The organism is Amycolatopsis sp. NPDC051128 (assembly GCF_040682715.1).
Classification (GTDB): domain Bacteria; phylum Actinomycetota; class Actinomycetes; order Mycobacteriales; family Pseudonocardiaceae; genus Amycolatopsis.
In genome coordinates this window covers 84,202-99,658 of sequence record NZ_JBFBBN010000016.1, presented here as the reverse complement: position 1 = coordinate 99,658, position 15,457 = coordinate 84,202, and the positions used below count along the sequence as shown (strand labels likewise).

The window sequence follows — 15,457 nt, the reverse complement described above, 5'->3', positions numbered from 1 at the left end:
GAACCCTAGTCGGCTAGCCGACCTTGCTGTCGGGCACCCGGGCCGCGTCGCGCGCGCCGGGCTGTGCAGGCACCTTCGGCTTGACGCCGGCGGCCTCGGCGGCCAGCAGTTCCTTCGCCTTCGCCGCGTAGATGTCGACGTACTCCTGGCCGGACAGCTCCATCAGGGCGTACATGATCTCGTCGGTGATGGACCGTTCGATGAAACGGTCGCCAGAGAGGCCCTCGTACCGCGAAAAGTCCAGGGGCTTGCCGAAGCGGACTTCGAGGCGGCGTGGCCACCACATCTTCGAGCCGATGGGGTTGACCTTGTCGGTGCCGATCATCGCCACCGGCACCACCACGCCGCCGGACTCCAGGGCGATCCGGGCGACGCCGGTCTTGCCCTTGTACAGCCGGCCGTCCGGGGAGCGGGTGCCCTCGGGGTAGATGCCGAGGAGGTGGCCGGCCTTGACCAGGCGGATCGCCGTGTCGAGCGCGGCCTGCGCGGCGTTGCCGCCGGAGCGGTCGATCGGGAACTGGCCGACGCCGGTGAAGAACCACTTCTTGAGCTTGCCCTTGAAGCCGGGCTCGGTGAAGTACTCGGACTTGGCCGGGAAGGTCACCTTGCGCTTGACCCGCAGCGGCATGAAGAACGAGTCCGCCACCGCCAGGTGGTTGCCGGCCAGGATCGCGCCGCCGCTCTCGGGGATGTTCTCCGCACCGACGACCTTGGTCGGCCACAGCGCCTTGAGCAGCGGACCGAGGAACACCCACTTCATGAGCCAGTACAGCACCGGTGTCTCAGTCCTCCATCGCAGCTGTAGCCCCTGTCGCCCGCCGGAACAGCCTACGAACCCCCGTGGCCGCCGCACAACGGAGACCACCCGGATACCACCGAAGCAGCGATCGATCTCACAGCGAATTCCGGGCCCGGGCGGACCCCCACAACGCCCGCCGGGCGTGAGAGCATGGATGGCCTACACCGCTCACACGGAAGGCGATCGCATGGGCGTGCTCGCCGGCGCGGAACCGTTCGGCCACACCGGTTCGGCCGAGACCGGGTTCCTGCTCTGCCACGGGTTCACCGGTACCCCGGCGAGCATGCGGGCCTGGGGTGATCACCTGGCCGGAGCCGGGTTCACCGTGCGCTGCCCGCTGCTGCCCGGGCACGGCACCCGCTGGCCGGACCTCAACCGGACGACGTGGGAGGACTGGTACGGCGCGGTCCGCGAAGCGTTGCTGGCGCTGCTGGCGACCTGCCGGACGGTGTTCGTCGGCGGCCTGTCGATGGGCGGGACGCTCACCCTGCGCCTGGCCGAGGAGTTCGGCGACCGGATCGCCGGGATCGTGCTGGTCAACCCGTCGGTGACGCGGCTGAAGTGGGACACGCGGCTGCTGCCGGTGCTGGCCCGGGTGGTGCCGTCAGTGCCGGCGATCGCGAACGACATCAAGAAGCCGGGCGAGACGGAGCTGGCCTACCCGAGGACCCCGGTCCGGGCGGCGGCGAGCCTGGCGCGGCTGTGGGCGATCGTGCGCGCCGACCTGGCGAAGGTGACCCAGCCGGTGCTCCTGCTGCACTCGACGGTCGACCACGTGGTCGAGCCGGTGAACTCGCAGCTGGTGCTGAAGGGCGTTTCGAGCACCGACGTCACCGAGGTCGTGCTCGAGAACAGCTACCACGTGGCGACGCAGGACAACGACGCCGAGGTGATCTTCACGCGGAGCGTCGAGTTCGCGAAGGCGCACGCCGCACAGCCTGAGGAGACCGCATGAGCCGCGGGAAGGACGGGCCGGAGGACGTCGACGCGACGTTCGCCGAGATCGTCGCCGACCTGCGGGCCGAGGGGTTCGGGTTCCCCGAAACCGCCGGCTCGGACTCCGACGCCGCCGCGGCCGGCGGCGCCGCGTCCGCGGCCGGCGCGGAGAGCGAGTCGCGGAAGACGCCGGACCGGCCGGCCGAGCCGCCCGCCGTGGACACCCCGGCGGACCCCGGCTGGCGGTCCGGGGGCACGTCGTGGGACACCACGATGTTCTCCGACGACCCGGCGGCCGACGACGAGCACTACGTCCCGCCGGAGCCGCCGCCGCTGCCGCGGCCGAAGATGGGCGCGTTCCTCATCCTGCTGCTGTTCCTGGCCGGGCTGTTCCTGCTCATCGTGCCCGGCGCGATCGGCGTGGGCCCGACGGTGGCGACGCCGCTGGGCATCCTCGCGCTCGCGACGGCGATCGCGCTGCTGTTGCTTCGCGTGCGCCAGGGTCCGCCGCCCGGCGCGGACCCGAGCAACGGCGCCCAGGTCTGACGCGGACGGCGATGCACATCGAGTTCAGTCCTTCGCGGCGATCGACCGTCGGCGCGGAGTGGGAGCTCGGCCTGGTGGACCGGCGCAGCGGCGAGCTGTCCTCGGTCGCCGAGCGGATCCTCGAGGCGGTCCGCCCGGACGGCGCCGCCGAGCACCCGAAGATCAAGCAGGAGCTGCTGCTCAACACCGTCGAGGTCATCACCGGCGTCTGCGACACGATCGCCGAGGTCAAGGCCGATCTGAACGACTCCCTCGACGTCGTCCACGGCGTCGCCGACCCGCTCGGCGTCGAGATGTTCTCGGCCGGGACGCACCCGTTCTCGAACTGGTACCAGCAGAAGGTCACCGACAAGGAGCGTTACGCCAAGCTGATCGACCGGACGCAGTGGTGGGGCCGGCAGATGCTGATCTACGGCGTCCACGTGCACGTCGGGATCGACCACCGCGAGAAGGTGCTGCCGATCCTCGACGCGCTGCTCAACTACGCGCCGCACCTGCAGGCGCTGTCGGCGTCGTCGCCGTACTGGGGAGCCGAGGACACCGGGTACGCGTCGAACCGGGCGCTGATGTTCCAGCAGCTGCCGACGGCCGGGCTGCCGTTCCAGTTCCGGAAGTGGACGGAGCTGGAGAGCTACGTCGAGGACATGTTCACCACCGGCGTGATCGACCACTTCTCGGAGATCCGCTGGGACATCCGGCCGGCCCCGCATCTCGGCACCATCGAGATGCGCGTCTGCGACGGGCTGCCGACCCTGATGGAGGTCGGCGCGATCGCGGCGCTGACGCAGTGCCTGGTCGACGACTTCTGCGAGCGCCTCGAGGACGGCGAGATCCTCCCCACCCTGCCGCCGTGGCACGTCCAGGAGAACAAGTGGCGCGCGGCCCGCTACGGCACCGATGCGATCGTCATCCTGGACGCGGCCGGGCGCGAACGGCTGGTCACCGACGACATCAGCGATCTGCTGGACCGGCTGGAGCCGGTGGCGCGGCGGCTGGACTGCGTGGCGGAGCTGCGCGACGTCGAGACGATCCTTCGCCACGGGCCGAGCTATCAGCGGCAGCGGGCGGTCGCGGACCGGCACAAGGGCAGCCTCAAGGCCGTCGTCGCGTCGCTGGTCGCCGAGATGCGGGACGGGATTTCGAAGGACTAGCTAGAGCCCGTCGAGCTGGGTGCGCAGCGTGCCGGGGCCGAGGATCGACGCGCCGAGGGCTTCGACCCGCCGGCGCAGTTCGCGGTCGGCGGTCGCGACGAGGATCCGGGCGCCGGCCTGCTTCGCGACGACCTCGACGATCTTCGAGTCGCCGTCGGTGTCCGCCGCGACGACCTCGACGCCGGGCACGGGCCCGACGTGCCTGGCCTTGCCTTCGACGACCAGGACGATCCGGGGCCACCAGGTGACGGCCGGGTCACCGGGGTCCGGCACGCCGGCTTCGGCGAGTTTCGCGAGCTGGTCGCGGACGCGCTCGGCGGCGCCGTGCCGGTCACGCCACCAGCCGTCCGGCCGCGAGCCGACGACGTTGGCCGCGTCGACGACCAGGACGAGCTCATGGCCGATGCGGTCGCGCAGGTCCGGCCAGGCGGCGGCGAAGTCGTGGTGCAGCCGGTACCCAGGGACGTCGTCGGGGTCCACCCAGCGCACCTCCGCACTCTCGGTGTTCGCGACCCGCGCTTCGGCCCCGTCGGCGACGGCGAGCACGGTGGTGTAGCTCCAGTCCCCATGGTCCACCACGGACGCCGAGACCGCCCGGAAGGCTCCGGCGGGCACGGAAGCCTCTTCGAAGGCTTCGCGAGCGGCGGCTTTGACCGCGGTTTCCCCCGCCTCGATGGCGCCGCCGGGCAGCGCCCAGGTCCGGCCGTGGTGCACCCACCAGGCCCGCCGTTGCAGCAGGACCCCGCGCGCCGGATCGACGAGCAGCAGGCCCGCAGCGCCGTAGCGGCCCCAGTGGAGGTGCCCGCAGGAACAGCGGACGAACACGCTCGCGGACGGGTCACTCACCGGTCCAGCGTGTCACAGGTCGGCCGGGGGTCGCCGGTCATCGCTTTCGGGCGCCTTCTTCGCGCGGCCGCCGATGACCGCGGTGAGGAGAATGCCGAGCGTGATCCCGCCCAGCAGGACGCCGGCCACGACCGGGGCCGGCAAGAGGGGCTGGATCCAGAAGTGCGCCACCAGGGTCCAGCCCAGGATCATGACGGCGCCGGCGACCACCGCCACCCGTTTCCGGCCGGTCTTGGCCGTGAATGGCACATTGAGGGACATAGAGTCCCTCAATGTGCCATTCACGGCCGTGGGTAACTGCCCGGCCTTGGTCATTCGCGACGTCGGGGACCGGGTCAGACCAGGGTCTTCGCCGCTTCCAGGGCCAGGGTCGCCGCGCCGACGATCGCCGTGTCGTCGCCCAGGTGGGCCGTGCGGATCCTCGCCAGCGGGCGGTGCCGGGCGCCCGTGATCGTGCCCGCGTAGTGCTCTCGCGCCTCGTCCAGGAACAGCGGCGCCGACTCCGACACCCCGCCGCCGATCACGATGATCTCCGGGTCGAACACGTCCGCCACCAGGGCCAGGCCCTCGCCGAGCCACTTGGCCAGCTCCGCCATCGCCAGCTGGGCGATCGGGTCGCCGTCGCGGGCGGCGCCCGCCACCCGGCGGCCCGTCACCGAGCCAGGGTCGCCCGCGACCTGGGGGGCCAGCACCGTCGAACGGCCCGGGTGCCGCGCCAGCAGCTCCACCGCCGTCGCCGCCAGTGCCGTTCCACTGCAGTAGCGCTCCCAGCAGCCGTACTTGCCGCACGGGCAGGGCCGCCCGCCCCGGACCACCGTCAGGTGCCCCAGCTCGGGCGCGACGCCGTACGCGCCCCGGTACAGCTTGCCGTCCAGCAGCAGCCCGGCGCCGATTCCGGTGCCCAGGGCGACCAGCGCCGCCACCTGCGCGCCGCGGGCCGCGCCGAAGCGGTGCTCGCCGACGATCGCCGAATTGACGTCGTGCTCCAGCAGGACCGGCAGGCCGACGCGCTTTTCGATCCGGTCGGCGACCGGCGCGCCGCGCCACGCCAGGTGCGGCGCGAACATCACCGACCGGCGGTCCCGCGCGACGAACCCCGCCACCGCCAGGCCGACCCCGGCCACCTCGTGCCGGTTGCGCAGGTCCTCGACCACGCCGGCGATGGCGTCCTCGAGCGCGCCTTCCTCGGTCGGCGTCGCGACGCGGGCCGTGTCGAGCAGGGAGCCGCGTTCGTCCACCACGCCGGCCCGGATGCTCGTCCCGCCGACGTCCACCCCTATCGTCCGCACTCAGCTCTCCCGATCCGGCCGCCACTCGTCCCGTCTGCGGACGGTGATGTGCTGTACCCGCGGCGTCGCCGCCATAGGGTCCGCCATGGGGTCCGCCGTGGGCCGCGGCGCGGGCCGGAACCCGGGCATGTGCACGCCCTCGTCCGGCTCCCAGCGGTCCGCGAGCACCGCGCGCAGCAGGGCGACCAGCTGCGCGAGCTGCTCGACCAGCCGGGCGGCCAGCTCAGGCCGTTCACCTCGCACAACGGCGACGATCGCACACAGCGGACACCAGCCGCACACCGAACCGTCCGCCCTCCCCTCGGCGGGGGTCGCGGTGCCGTGCCCGGCCGCGACCAGGCCGTCCAGCCACGGCGCCGCCTTCTCCACGACCATCTCGGCGAGCAGGCGGATCTCCTCCGCGAGCCGCGGCCCGTGTTCGTCTTCGCTCACCCGCGTCCCCGATTCCCGGCCAGGCTCACGAGCAGGCCGTCGGCGTCGGATTCCGCGCCGGTGATCCGGCACGGCCGCAGCGACTCCGGCAGGGCGATGAGCCTGCGGAAACCGTCCACGGTGATCGCCAGGTCGTCGTCGACGCGGGCGAGATCGACCTCGGCGTCCCGCCCGAGCGGGATCGCGATGCGCAGTGTGTACCCGTCCGGCGCCGGCCGCACGCGCAGCAGCGGGGTGACGGGCGTGCCGTCACCGTCCAGCGGGTCGGCGCCGCGGTAGAGCTCGGCGGCGATCTCCAACAGCGCGGGCAGCCCGACCGGTTCGACGGCGCGGTGCTCGACGCGGGACAGCGTCGACGGCCCGAACCCGGCGGCCGCCAGCTCCGCGAGCACGGCGTCCTGCTGCGTCCGCCGCGTGCGCAGCCACGACCCGGCGCCGCCGCGCCAGACGCCGGGCGCGGGCATCAGCCGGTTGGCGATCAGGCCGTCGACGGCGATGCCGCGCAGGGCCAGCGAACTGAGCGTGCGCCGCGCTTCGGCGACGACCACCCGCTCCGGCGTGAGCACGAGCCGGACCGTGGTCACCGACGGCTCGGTGAGCAGCGCGCGCAGGCCGTCCAGGTGTGCGCCGAGGCGGCGCACCGATTCGGTGACGCGGCCGCGGCGCCCGAACGCGCGGGTCAGGTAGCCGGAGACGGCTTCGGGCAGCGCGAGCAGCCGCAGCGTCTCGGCCGTCGGGCCGCAGTCGACGACGATGGTCTCCCATGGGCCGTCCTCGGCCAGCCGGCGGACCTCGGTGAGGGCGAGCAGCTCGTCGACGCCGGGCAGGACGGTCAGCTCTTCGGCGTCCAAGGTGTCGAGTCCCACGCCGGCCAGCACCGCCCGCAACTCGGCCCGCAGCCGGTGCCAGGTGGTGTCCACCAACGTCCGCGAGTCGATCTGGACGGCCGAGAGGAGAGCGTCCACTTCGGACGGTTCGGCGCCGAGGGCGTGGCCGAAGGCGTCGCCGAGGGAGTGCGCCGGGTCGGTGGACACGACGAGGGTCTTCCTGCCGCGGGCGGCCAGCGCGGCGCCGGTGGCCGCGGCCAGCGTGGTCTTCCCGACACCCCCCTTGCCGGTGAACAGCAGGATCCGCACGCTATCCCTCAGCTCGCTTCTTGAGCTCCTTCAACGCGGTGTCCATGACCATCTTCTCGGCCTTGCGGCGCAGCAGGCCGATCATCGGCAGCGCCAGCTCGACCGACAGCGTGTACGTCACGCGCGTGCGGCCGCCGAGGTCCTCCAGCGCGTACCGGCCGTTCTGCGCCTTCTGCATCTGTCCCTTGACCAGGTGCCAGCTGACGCCCAGGCCGTCGTCGTCCCAGTCGTACTCCAGGGTGTAGACGTCCTTGATCGGACCCGCGTCAAGGGTGAGCTTGACCTGCTTGGCGCGCCCGCCGGAGTCGGTGTCGAGGACCTCGGTCTGCCGGACGGCCTTGGCCCATTCCGGGTACGCGGGGAAGTCGGCGATCACGGCCATCACCCGGCTGGGCTCGGCGTCGACCTCGATGGACTGTGTGGACTGCTCGGCCATGGGTCGAAGCGTAGCCGCAGCGCTTGGTCACCACCGCAGCACGTAGGGCTGCCCGGTCTCCTTGAAGTGACCCACGTTACGGCACTCGGTCAGGCCGACCCGGGCGCGGGCGGCGAGGGGCTGGTGCACGTGCCCGAACACCGCCCAGCGCGGCCGCTGGGCGCGGATCAGCTCCAGCAGCGCCACCGAGCCGAGCTCACTGCGCCGGGCCACGACGTCGTAGGTCAGCTCCGGCAGCGCGGGCGGGGCGTGCGTGCACAGCACGTCGACGTCGCTGAGCGCGGCCACCCCGCGCTCGTAGTCCTCGCGATCCCGCAGGTAGGGCCGCCAGGCGGCGCCCTTCCGGCGCCGCGGCACGACGCCGTCGGGCAGCAGCGCGCCGCCGACGAACCCGAACCGCAGGCCGCCGATCTCGGTCACCTCGCCGTCCAGGACCCGGATGCCCTCGCCGGCGAACTCGGGCCACATCGCCGGCGTGTCGACGTTGCCGGGGGTGGCGTAGGTGGGCGCGGTCATCGCCGCGAACAGCGCCGCGTACTGGGTGCGGATGGCCTCGTCGACGGCCGTGGCCGGGTCGTCGAGAGTCGCCCAGAGCGTTCGCGAGTAGGCAACGGTTTCGTCACGGGTGCCCTCGCGGCGCAGCCGCGCGAACTCGCCGACCTTCTCGCCGCCGAACAGGGCGCCCATGATGCCCTTGTCGTGCTCCCGGTAGTCGACGAAGTCCAGCAGGTCACCCAGCACGACCAGGGCGTCGGCCCCGTCGCCCGCCCGTTTCAACGCGTCCGCGTTGCCGTGCACGTCCGAGACGACGTGTACCCGCACCCCGAGTCCCCCTAGCTTTCGACGTCACTGCCCTCAGCCACGCGGAGGAACGCCGGGCTCGCGCCCGTCCTCCAGGATCTCCTTGAGCCCGAGTGCGATCCCCTTCGCCGCGCGGGCCCGCCGGTCGAACTCCCGGCGCAGGTCACGCGGCGCCAGCGCACGGGGCGTCCCGGCCGCGTCGGCGGGCGTCGCCCGCAGGAAGTAGTGCAGCAGGGTGCCGTCGAGCACCGGCTCGAGCCAGACCTCCATCGTACCGACGAGCGCGCCCCGCACGGTCCAGCGCAGGCCCTTGTCGCCGCGGTCGGTGTAGACCTCGAGGACCAGGTCAGGCCAGTAGCGCCGCCAGGACGCGGGTTCGGCGAAGACCGCGGCCACGGTGGCCGGCGGAACGGCGAGGAACGTCTCGTCGACGATGTCGAGTGAGGGTGGCGCGTTCACGTGCGAAGAATGTCACGCCCTCGCCGTGCACGAGCGATCAGCATGGTCTTAAGGTGCACACCACGCTAAGTTGACTGGCGGGTAACAGCGGTGTCGCCCACCGCACGCGTTGAACACGGAGGTCCACGTGCGCGAATACAGCGCTCCCGCCGGCAAGCCGGTGGCCGACGACGAAAACATGGCCGATGTCGTCTGGGCGAACGCGGAGCGGTTCTCCGACGTGGTCAGCTTCCGGCGCCAGGTCGAGGGCACCTGGCTGGACGTGACCGCCAAGGAGTTCGCCGGCGAGGTGCTGGCCGTGGCCAAGGGCATGGCCAAGGCCGGGATCGGCCGCGGCGACCGCGTCGCGATCATGTCGAAGACCCGTTACGAGTGGACCTTGATCGACTTCGCGATCTGGGCCGCCGGAGCGGTGACCGTCCCGATCTACGACACCTCCTCCGCCGAGCAGGTGCACTGGATTCTCTCCGACTCGGCCGCCAAGGCCGTGTTCGTCGAGACGTCGGGCCACGCCGGCACGGTCGAGGAGATCCGCGACCGGCTCACCGAGCTGAACCACACGTGGCAGATCGAGGGTGACACCCCTGCCGTCGAGACGCTGGCCGCCCTCGGCGCGGAGCTGTCCGACGACGAGCTGCACGAGCGGCGCCGCGAGGTGACCGCCGGCGAGCTGGCCACGATCGTCTACACCTCGGGCACCACCGGCCGTCCCAAGGGCGTCGAGCTGACCCACCGCAACCTGCTGGCCGAGATCCGCGCCGACATCGAGGCGTTCCCGCAGCTGATGGAGCAGGGCAACTCGCTGCTGTGCTTCCTGCCGCTGGCGCACGTCCTGGCCCGCGCGATCGCCATCACGGCGCTGACCGCCCGCGTCACCCTCGGGCACACCCCGGACATCAAGAACCTGGTCGCCGACCTCGGCACGTTCCGGCCGACGTTCGTCGTCGCGGTGCCGCGCGTGTTCGAGAAGGTCTACAACTCGGCGAAGCAGAAGGCCCACGGCGACGGCAAGGGCAAGATCTTCGACGCCGCCGAAGCCGTCGCGGTCGCCTACAGCGAGGCGCAGGACAAGGGTGGCGCCGGGCTCGGGCTGAAGCTGAAGCACGTGGCGTTCGACAAGCTCGTCTACGGCAAGCTGCGCGCGGCCCTCGGCGGCCGCTGCGTGGCCGCGGTCTCCGGCGGCGCCCCGCTCGGCGCGCGGCTGGCGCACTTCTTCCGCGGCATCGGCGTGCCGGTGTTCGAGGGCTACGGCCTGACCGAGACGTCCGCCGCGGCGAACGTCAACACGCAGACCGCGTTCCGCGTCGGCACCGTCGGCAAGCCGGTCAACGGCACGTCGGTCCGCATCGCCGACGACGGCGAGGTCATGCTCAAGGGCGACGTCGTGTTCCGGGCCTACTACAACAACCCGCAGGCGACGGCGGAATCGCTCAGCGACGGCTGGTTCCACACCGGCGACCTCGGCGAGCTCGACGCCGACGGCTTCCTCAAGATCACCGGCCGCAAGAAGGAGATCATCGTGACGGCGGGCGGCAAGAACGTCGCCCCGTCCGGCCTCGAGGACACCATCAAGGCGTCCCCGCTGGTGAGCCAGGCCATGGTGGTCGGCGACCAGCGGCCGTTCATCGCGGCGCTCGTCACGGTGGACGAGGAGTACTTCCCCTCGTGGAAGTCCCAGCACGGCAAGCCCGCCGCGGCCACGGTCGCGGACCTGGCGACGGACCCGGACCTGGTCGCGGAGATCCAGGCCGCGGTCGACGAGGCGAACAAGCAGGTGTCGAAGGCCGAGGCGATCAAGAAGTTCTCGGTCCTGGCCAACGACTTCACCGAGCAGGGCGGCGAGATCACGCCGAGCCTGAAGCTGAAGCGCAACGTGGTCTCGAAGAACTACGCCGACGCGATCGAAGGCCTCTACAAGAAGTAAGCCCCAAAGTCCGTGAATGTCGCATTGAGAGACTTCAAGTCCCTCAATGCGACATTCACGGCGTTACGGGGTGCGCTGGGCGGCGATGTGGTCGCGGTACCAGTGGTAGCTGGCCCGCGGGGTGCGGCGCTGGGTCGTGTAGTCCACGTGCACCAGCCCGAACCGGTGCTTGTACCCGTGGGCCCACTCGAAGTTGTCCAGCAGCGACCAGCAGAAGTACCCGCGCAGGTCGACGCCCGCCGCGACGGCCGCCCGGGCCGCGTCGATGTGCGAGCGCAGGAACTCGACGCGCTGTTCGTCGGCGAACATGCCCTGGTCGTCGAGGACGTCCGGGTACACGCAGCCGTTCTCGGTGACGTACATCGGCGGTAAGCCGGCGTAGCGGTTGTGCAGGCCGGCCAGGGCTTCGGTGAGGCCTTCGGGCTCGACCGGCCAGCCCATGCCCGTCCGCGGCACGTCCGGCAACCGCGTGGTGTCCACCCCGATGTCGGCCGCCGTGCGCCGGGCCGGGTCCGGCTCCCGGTGCGGGGCGTCGGCGACGTGCAGCCGGTAGTAGTAGTTCACGCCCAGGTAGTCGAGGGGCGCGCCGATCGTCTCCAGGTCGCCGTCGGCCCGGAACGAGAAGTCCGAGACGCCGTCGAACATCGCCGTCAGGCCCGGCGCGTACCGGCCGCCGAACAGCGGGTCGGTGAACTGGCGGCGCAGCAGCGTGTCCTGCCGGGCCGCCGCGGCGGAGTCCGCGGCCGAATCCGACACCGGCACGACCGGCGACTGGTTGAGCACGATCCCGAACCGGTGGTGCGAGGGAGCCTGTGAACGCATGGCCCGCACCGCCAGGCCGTGGCCGAGCAGCAGGTGGTGGGCGGCGGCGAGGGCGCCGTGCCCCTCCCGCGCCCCCGGGGCGTGCCGGCCTTCGCCGTAGCCCGCGACCGCGCACGGGTACGGCTCGTTCAGCGTCGTCCAGTGGTCGACGACGTCGCCGAGCTCCTCGTGCACCAGCGCGGCGTACTCGGCGAACCGCAGGGCCGTGTCGCGCGACCGCCAGCCCCCTTCGTCTTCGAGAGCCTGCGGCAGGTCCCAGTGGTACAGCGTCAGGAACGGCTCGATCTCCCGCTCCCGCAGGCCTTCCACGAGCTGCCGGTAGAAGCCGAGCCCCTTCGGCGAGACGGCGCCGCGGCCGGACGGCTGGATCCGCGGCCACGACACCGAGAAGCGGTAGGAATCGACGCCGAGCCCGGCGAGCAGGGTGAGGTCGCGGGGCCAGCGGTGGTAGTGGTCCGCCGCCGGTTCCCCGGTGTCGCCGCCGGCCACCGCGCCCGGCACCGCCGCGAAGGTGTCCCAAATGGACGGTCCGCGACCGTCGGATCGGGTGGCGCCCTCGATCTGGAACGCCGAGGTGGCCACGCCCCAGCGGAAGCCGGGCGGGAAGCTGGTGGTCACGTTCACTCCGGGAGGATCAGCCCTTGAGCGCGCCCTGCATGATGCCACCGACGATCTGGCGGCCGAACAGCAGGAACACGACGAGGACGGGGACGGTGCCGATGGTCGCGGCGGTGAGCACGAGGGTGTAGTCGGTGGTGTAGCCACTGGCCAGGGTGGACAGTGCGGTTTGGACGGTCGGGTTCTCCGGCACCAGCACCACCAGCGGCCAGAAGAAGTCGTTCCACGCCTGCATGAAGGTGAACAGCCCGAGCACCGCCGCGGCCGGGCGGGCGGCGGGCAGCGCCACGTGCCAGAACAGGCGCAGCGAACCGCAGCCGTCCATCCGCCCGGCTTCCAGCAGCTCCAGCGGCAGTGCCCGCTCGAAGTACTGGCGCATGAAGAACACGCCGAACGCGGTGACCAGCCCGGGCACGATCACCGCCTGCAGCTGCCCGGCCCACCCGAAGTCGGCCATCATCATGTAGAGCGGCACGACGCCCAGCTCGGTGGGGATCGCCTGGGTGGCGACCACCACGAGCAGCAGCGCGGTGCGCCCGCGGAAGCGGAGCTTGGCGAAGGCGAACCCGGCCAGCGTCGAGAACAGCACCACCGAAACGGTGATGGTCCCGGCGACGATCAGCGAATTCCCCAGTGCGAGCGCGAAGTCCGTCTCGTCGAAGACGCGGGCGATGTTCTCGAACAGGTGCCCGCCGGGCACCAGGACCGGCGGCACGCTGCCGACCGCCTCCGTCGTCTGCGACGAGACGACGAAGGACCAGTACACCGGGAACGCCGAGCCGGCCAGGATCGCGATCAGCGCGGCGTAGGTCCACGGGCTCGCGACGCGGCGCACGAGCCGGCGGGCCCGCCCGGGCGCCACGGGCGGCGCGGGCGCCGCCGGAGTCAGCACTGTGGTCATGTCCGCTCCTCAGTCCGTTTGGATGCGCCGGGTCACCAGGTACGACAGGCCCGCGACGAGCATCGTGGCCACGGCCAGGATCAGCGCGATCGCCGAGCTGTAGCCGAAGTCGTACTTGGTGAAGCCCTGCTCGTAGAGGTAGAGCGCGGCGGTCTGGAACTGCCGGTCCGACCCGCCGGTCGCGGCCGCGGTGCCGGGGTTGAACAGCAGCGGCTCGGCGAGCAGCCGCATGTTCCCGGTCGTCGCGATCACCGTCGAGAAGATGATCTGCGGCCGCAGCAGCGGCACGGTGATCCGCCAGAACTGCTGCCAGTTCCGGGCGCCGTCGAGGGTGGCGGCCTCGTACATGCTCGACGGGATCGCCTGCATCGACGCGAGGAAGATCAGCGCGTGGTAGCCGGTCCAGCGCCACACCACCATCGCCGCGATGGCGGTGTGCGAGCTGGCCGTGCCGGCCTGCCAGTCGATCTGCCCGGCGCCGAACCAGCTCAGTCCCCAGTTGACCAGCCCGAAATCCCGGCCGAACAGCTGCGCGAAGATGATCGTCACCGCCGCCACCGAGGTGATGTTCGGCAGGATCATCCCCATCCGGAACAGTGTCCGCCCGCGCAGCCTGCGGTTGAGCAGGTGCGCGATGCCGAGCGCGAACAGGATCTGCGGAATCGTGGTCAGCAGCCACAGGCTGACCGTGTTCCCCATCGCGTTCCAGAAGTACGGGTCGTGGAACAGCAGCTGCTCGTAGTTGCCGAACCCGATGAACGTCGCGCCTTCGGCGTCGAGCAGGTTGCGCTTCTGCAGCGACACGAAAGCCGTGTAGAGCAGCGGGAACAACCCGAAGACGCCGAAGATCAGGAAGTACGGGCTGATGAAGCCGAACGGCGAGAGCTTGACGTCCCAGTTGTGCCGCTTGTCGGCGAAGCTCAGCGTCTTGACCGAAGCCATCACTTCAGCTTCGCGACGTCACCGACCAGCTGCTGCCACGCCGCCGCGCCGTCCTGCTTGCCCTGCTCGACGCGCTGCATCGCGTTGCCGAACTCCGTCTGGACGTCTCCGGCCTTCGGGCCCTGGTACTGCGGGTTCAGCTTCTTCGCCGCGTCGGTGAAGATCTTGCCCACCGGAGCGCCCGAGAAGAACGGGTTGGTGTAGCCGGTGATCTTCGGGTCGTCGTAGAGCGACGGCGTCGAAGGCAGCAGGCCCTTGCTGGTGAAGACCTTCGCCTGCTGCTCGGGCGCGGTCAGCCACGCGGCGAGCTCGGCGGCTTCCTTGGTGTGCTTGCCCTGCTTGGGGATCGTGAGGTACGAGCCGCCCCAGTTGCCGCCGCCACCGGGCACGGACGCGACGTCCCACTTGCCCGCGGTGTCCGGCGCCTGGTCCTTGATCTTGGTCATCATCCAGGCCGGGCAGGTGACGGTGGCGAACTGGCCCTGGGTGAAGCCGGTGTTCCAGGTCGGCGTGCTGTAGAGCAGGCCGGCGGAGAGGTTCGCCTTGACGCCGTCGACGACCTGGTCCCACCCGGTCCGCAGCGCCGGGTTGCTGCCCACGACGATCTGGTCGTTCTGGTCGTAGTACCCGACCGGCGCCTGGCCGACGATCGCGTTGAGCACGGTCGGGCCGCCGTCCATGAACTTGACGCCGTTGGGCGCCTGGGCCTGGAAGCGCTTGCCCGCCTCGAAGAACGCCTGCCAGGTCGGCCAGAGCGCGGAGACGGCGTCCCGGTCCTCGGGCAGCCCGGCGGTCTTGAACATGTCGCGGCGGTAGCAGATGGCCAGGCCGCCGACGTCGGTGCCGTAGCCGATCTGCTGCCCGCCCTTGCCCAGCGACGCCGCCCACTTCCAGCCCAGCCAGCGGTCCTTGAGCTTGTCGCCGCCGACGGTGTTCAGGTCGATGAACTTGTCCGGCGTCGCCTTGAACTGCGCGACGTAGCCGGTGTCGATCGCCTCGATGTCCGCGGCGCCGCCGCCGGTGGCCAGGTGCGCGGCGAGGTTCTTGTGATGGTCGGAGTAGGCCGCGGTCCGCTCGGTGATCTCGATGCCCGGGTGCGCCGCCTGGTACTCCTTGATCAGGTCGGCGTACCCGAAGTTGCCGAACAGGCCGAGGCTGAGCTTGACCTTGCCGCCACCGGCGCCGCCGTCACCGCAGGCGCTCAACGCGGTGACCGCGGCCAGGGCGGCGCACGCCCCGGCGAGCAGGCGGATCCGGCGGTTTCTCGTTTTCGGGCGCATGAGATCTCCGATGTTCTTCGAGCGCACGGAAGCACCACGGCCGGGACCGGCCGGGCGGGAAACGTGGCCTCCATGAGAGCGCTCCCACCCCTGATCCGTCAAGTAACGAAGCGGTAACGCGATTCACTGTTTTCGCAGC

General features: G+C 71.3%; 17 protein-coding genes. 4 read left to right on the top strand and 13 right to left on the bottom strand.

The annotated features are described in order from the left end of the window. Positions 1 to 13 precede the first annotated feature (13 nt). Positions 14 to 775, bottom strand: coding sequence for a lysophospholipid acyltransferase family protein (locus AB0M82_RS18950; protein ID WP_364723147.1), 762 nt, complete (start codon positions 773 to 775; stop codon positions 14 to 16). Positions 776 to 986: 211 nt separating this feature from the next. Here AB0M82_RS18950 and AB0M82_RS18945 point away from each other — a divergent pair, with 211 nt between their 5' ends. Genes AB0M82_RS18945 through AB0M82_RS18935 form a run of 3 tightly spaced genes read left to right on the top strand, consistent with a single transcriptional unit; the run spans position 987 to position 3,432 of the window. Further along, positions 987 to 1,754, top strand: coding sequence for an alpha/beta fold hydrolase (locus AB0M82_RS18945; RefSeq protein ID WP_364723273.1), 768 nt, complete (start codon positions 987 to 989; stop codon positions 1,752 to 1,754). Beyond that, complete coding sequence (locus AB0M82_RS18940) at positions 1,751 to 2,281, top strand: hypothetical protein (protein WP_364723145.1); 531 nt, start codon at positions 1,751 to 1,753, stop codon at positions 2,279 to 2,281. Before AB0M82_RS18945 ends, AB0M82_RS18940 begins: the two co-directional genes overlap by 4 nt. 11 nt (positions 2,282 to 2,292) lie before the next feature. After that, complete coding sequence (locus AB0M82_RS18935; RefSeq protein WP_364723143.1) at positions 2,293 to 3,432, top strand: glutamate--cysteine ligase; 1,140 nt, start codon at positions 2,293 to 2,295, stop codon at positions 3,430 to 3,432. Here the strand turns inward: AB0M82_RS18935 and AB0M82_RS18930 are convergent, their stop codons facing one another. The 8 genes from AB0M82_RS18930 to AB0M82_RS18895 form a co-directional block, all read right to left on the bottom strand. Next, positions 3,433 to 4,278 (bottom strand): NUDIX hydrolase, encoded by an 846-nt coding sequence (locus tag AB0M82_RS18930; RefSeq protein ID WP_364723141.1) that lies wholly within the window; start codon positions 4,276 to 4,278, stop codon positions 3,433 to 3,435. It lies immediately after the preceding gene. Positions 4,279 to 4,290: 12 nt separating this feature from the next. Next, positions 4,291 to 4,527: a hypothetical protein gene (locus tag AB0M82_RS18925; RefSeq protein WP_364723139.1), complete on the bottom strand. Its 237-nt coding sequence runs from the start codon at positions 4,525 to 4,527 to the stop codon at positions 4,291 to 4,293. Positions 4,528 to 4,613: 86 nt separating this feature from the next. Further along, a complete protein-coding gene (locus tag AB0M82_RS18920; protein WP_364723271.1) occupies positions 4,614 to 5,552 on the bottom strand; it encodes an ROK family protein in 939 nt (312 codons plus the stop codon). 15 nt (positions 5,553 to 5,567) lie between these two features. Continuing rightward, complete coding sequence (locus AB0M82_RS18915) at positions 5,568 to 5,999, bottom strand: hypothetical protein (RefSeq protein WP_364723136.1); 432 nt, start codon at positions 5,997 to 5,999, stop codon at positions 5,568 to 5,570. Continuing rightward, on the bottom strand, positions 5,996 to 7,135 hold the full coding sequence (locus tag AB0M82_RS18910) for an ArsA family ATPase (protein WP_364723134.1): 1,140 nt from the start codon (positions 7,133 to 7,135) through the stop codon (positions 5,996 to 5,998). The genes AB0M82_RS18915 and AB0M82_RS18910 overlap by 4 nt, the downstream gene beginning before the upstream one ends. 1 nt (position 7,136) lies before the next feature. After that, positions 7,137 to 7,571: an SRPBCC family protein gene (locus tag AB0M82_RS18905; protein WP_364723132.1), complete on the bottom strand. Its 435-nt coding sequence runs from the start codon at positions 7,569 to 7,571 to the stop codon at positions 7,137 to 7,139. Between the two features lie 27 nt (positions 7,572 to 7,598). Continuing rightward, on the bottom strand, positions 7,599 to 8,393 hold the full coding sequence (locus AB0M82_RS18900; protein WP_364723129.1) for a metallophosphoesterase: 795 nt from the start codon (positions 8,391 to 8,393) through the stop codon (positions 7,599 to 7,601). 33 nt (positions 8,394 to 8,426) lie between these two features. Then, positions 8,427 to 8,831 (bottom strand): polyketide cyclase / dehydrase and lipid transport, encoded by a 405-nt coding sequence (locus AB0M82_RS18895; RefSeq protein WP_364723127.1) that lies wholly within the window; start codon positions 8,829 to 8,831, stop codon positions 8,427 to 8,429. A gap of 127 nt (positions 8,832 to 8,958) precedes the next feature. Between AB0M82_RS18895 and AB0M82_RS18890 the strand changes: the two genes are divergently transcribed. Next, positions 8,959 to 10,755, top strand: coding sequence for a long-chain fatty acid--CoA ligase (locus AB0M82_RS18890; protein WP_364723125.1), 1,797 nt, complete (start codon positions 8,959 to 8,961; stop codon positions 10,753 to 10,755). Between the two features lie 63 nt (positions 10,756 to 10,818). On the opposite strand, the gene AB0M82_RS18885 is transcribed toward AB0M82_RS18890, so the two are convergent. Genes AB0M82_RS18885 through AB0M82_RS18870 form a run of 4 tightly spaced genes read right to left on the bottom strand, consistent with a single transcriptional unit; the run spans position 10,819 to position 15,318 of the window. Beyond that, a complete protein-coding gene (locus tag AB0M82_RS18885) occupies positions 10,819 to 12,195 on the bottom strand; it encodes a GH1 family beta-glucosidase (RefSeq protein ID WP_364723122.1) in 1,377 nt (458 codons plus the stop codon). Positions 12,196 to 12,211: 16 nt separating this feature from the next. Next, positions 12,212 to 13,096: a carbohydrate ABC transporter permease gene (locus tag AB0M82_RS18880; protein WP_364723119.1), complete on the bottom strand. Its 885-nt coding sequence runs from the start codon at positions 13,094 to 13,096 to the stop codon at positions 12,212 to 12,214. A 9-nt stretch (positions 13,097 to 13,105) separates the two neighbouring features. After that, a complete protein-coding gene (locus AB0M82_RS18875) occupies positions 13,106 to 14,038 on the bottom strand; it encodes a sugar ABC transporter permease (protein ID WP_364723117.1) in 933 nt (310 codons plus the stop codon). Beyond that, positions 14,038 to 15,318: an extracellular solute-binding protein gene (locus AB0M82_RS18870; RefSeq protein ID WP_364723114.1), complete on the bottom strand. Its 1,281-nt coding sequence runs from the start codon at positions 15,316 to 15,318 to the stop codon at positions 14,038 to 14,040. The genes AB0M82_RS18875 and AB0M82_RS18870 overlap by 1 nt, the downstream gene beginning before the upstream one ends. Between the last annotated feature and the right edge of the window lie 139 nt (positions 15,319 to 15,457).

What these genes read in the sequence shown, in the direction of transcription:
- AB0M82_RS18945 (WP_364723273.1), top strand. Translation starts at nt 987, where the DNA reads ATGGGCGTGCTCGCCGGCGCGGAACCGTTCGGCCACACCGGTTCGGCC.
- AB0M82_RS18940 (WP_364723145.1), top strand. Translation starts at nt 1,751, where the DNA reads ATGAGCCGCGGGAAGGACGGGCCGGAGGACGTCGACGCGACGTTCGCC.
- AB0M82_RS18935 (WP_364723143.1), top strand. Translation starts at nt 2,293, where the DNA reads ATGCACATCGAGTTCAGTCCTTCGCGGCGATCGACCGTCGGCGCGGAG.
- AB0M82_RS18905 (WP_364723132.1), bottom strand. Translation starts at nt 7,571, where the DNA reads ATGGCCGAGCAGTCCACACAGTCCATCGAGGTCGACGCCGAGCCCAGC.
- AB0M82_RS18880 (WP_364723119.1), bottom strand. Translation starts at nt 13,096, where the DNA reads ATGACCACAGTGCTGACTCCGGCGGCGCCCGCGCCGCCCGTGGCGCCC.
- AB0M82_RS18875 (WP_364723117.1), bottom strand. Translation starts at nt 14,038, where the DNA reads ATGGCTTCGGTCAAGACGCTGAGCTTCGCCGACAAGCGGCACAACTGG.
- AB0M82_RS18870 (WP_364723114.1), bottom strand. Translation starts at nt 15,318, where the DNA reads ATGCGCCCGAAAACGAGAAACCGCCGGATCCGCCTGCTCGCCGGGGCG.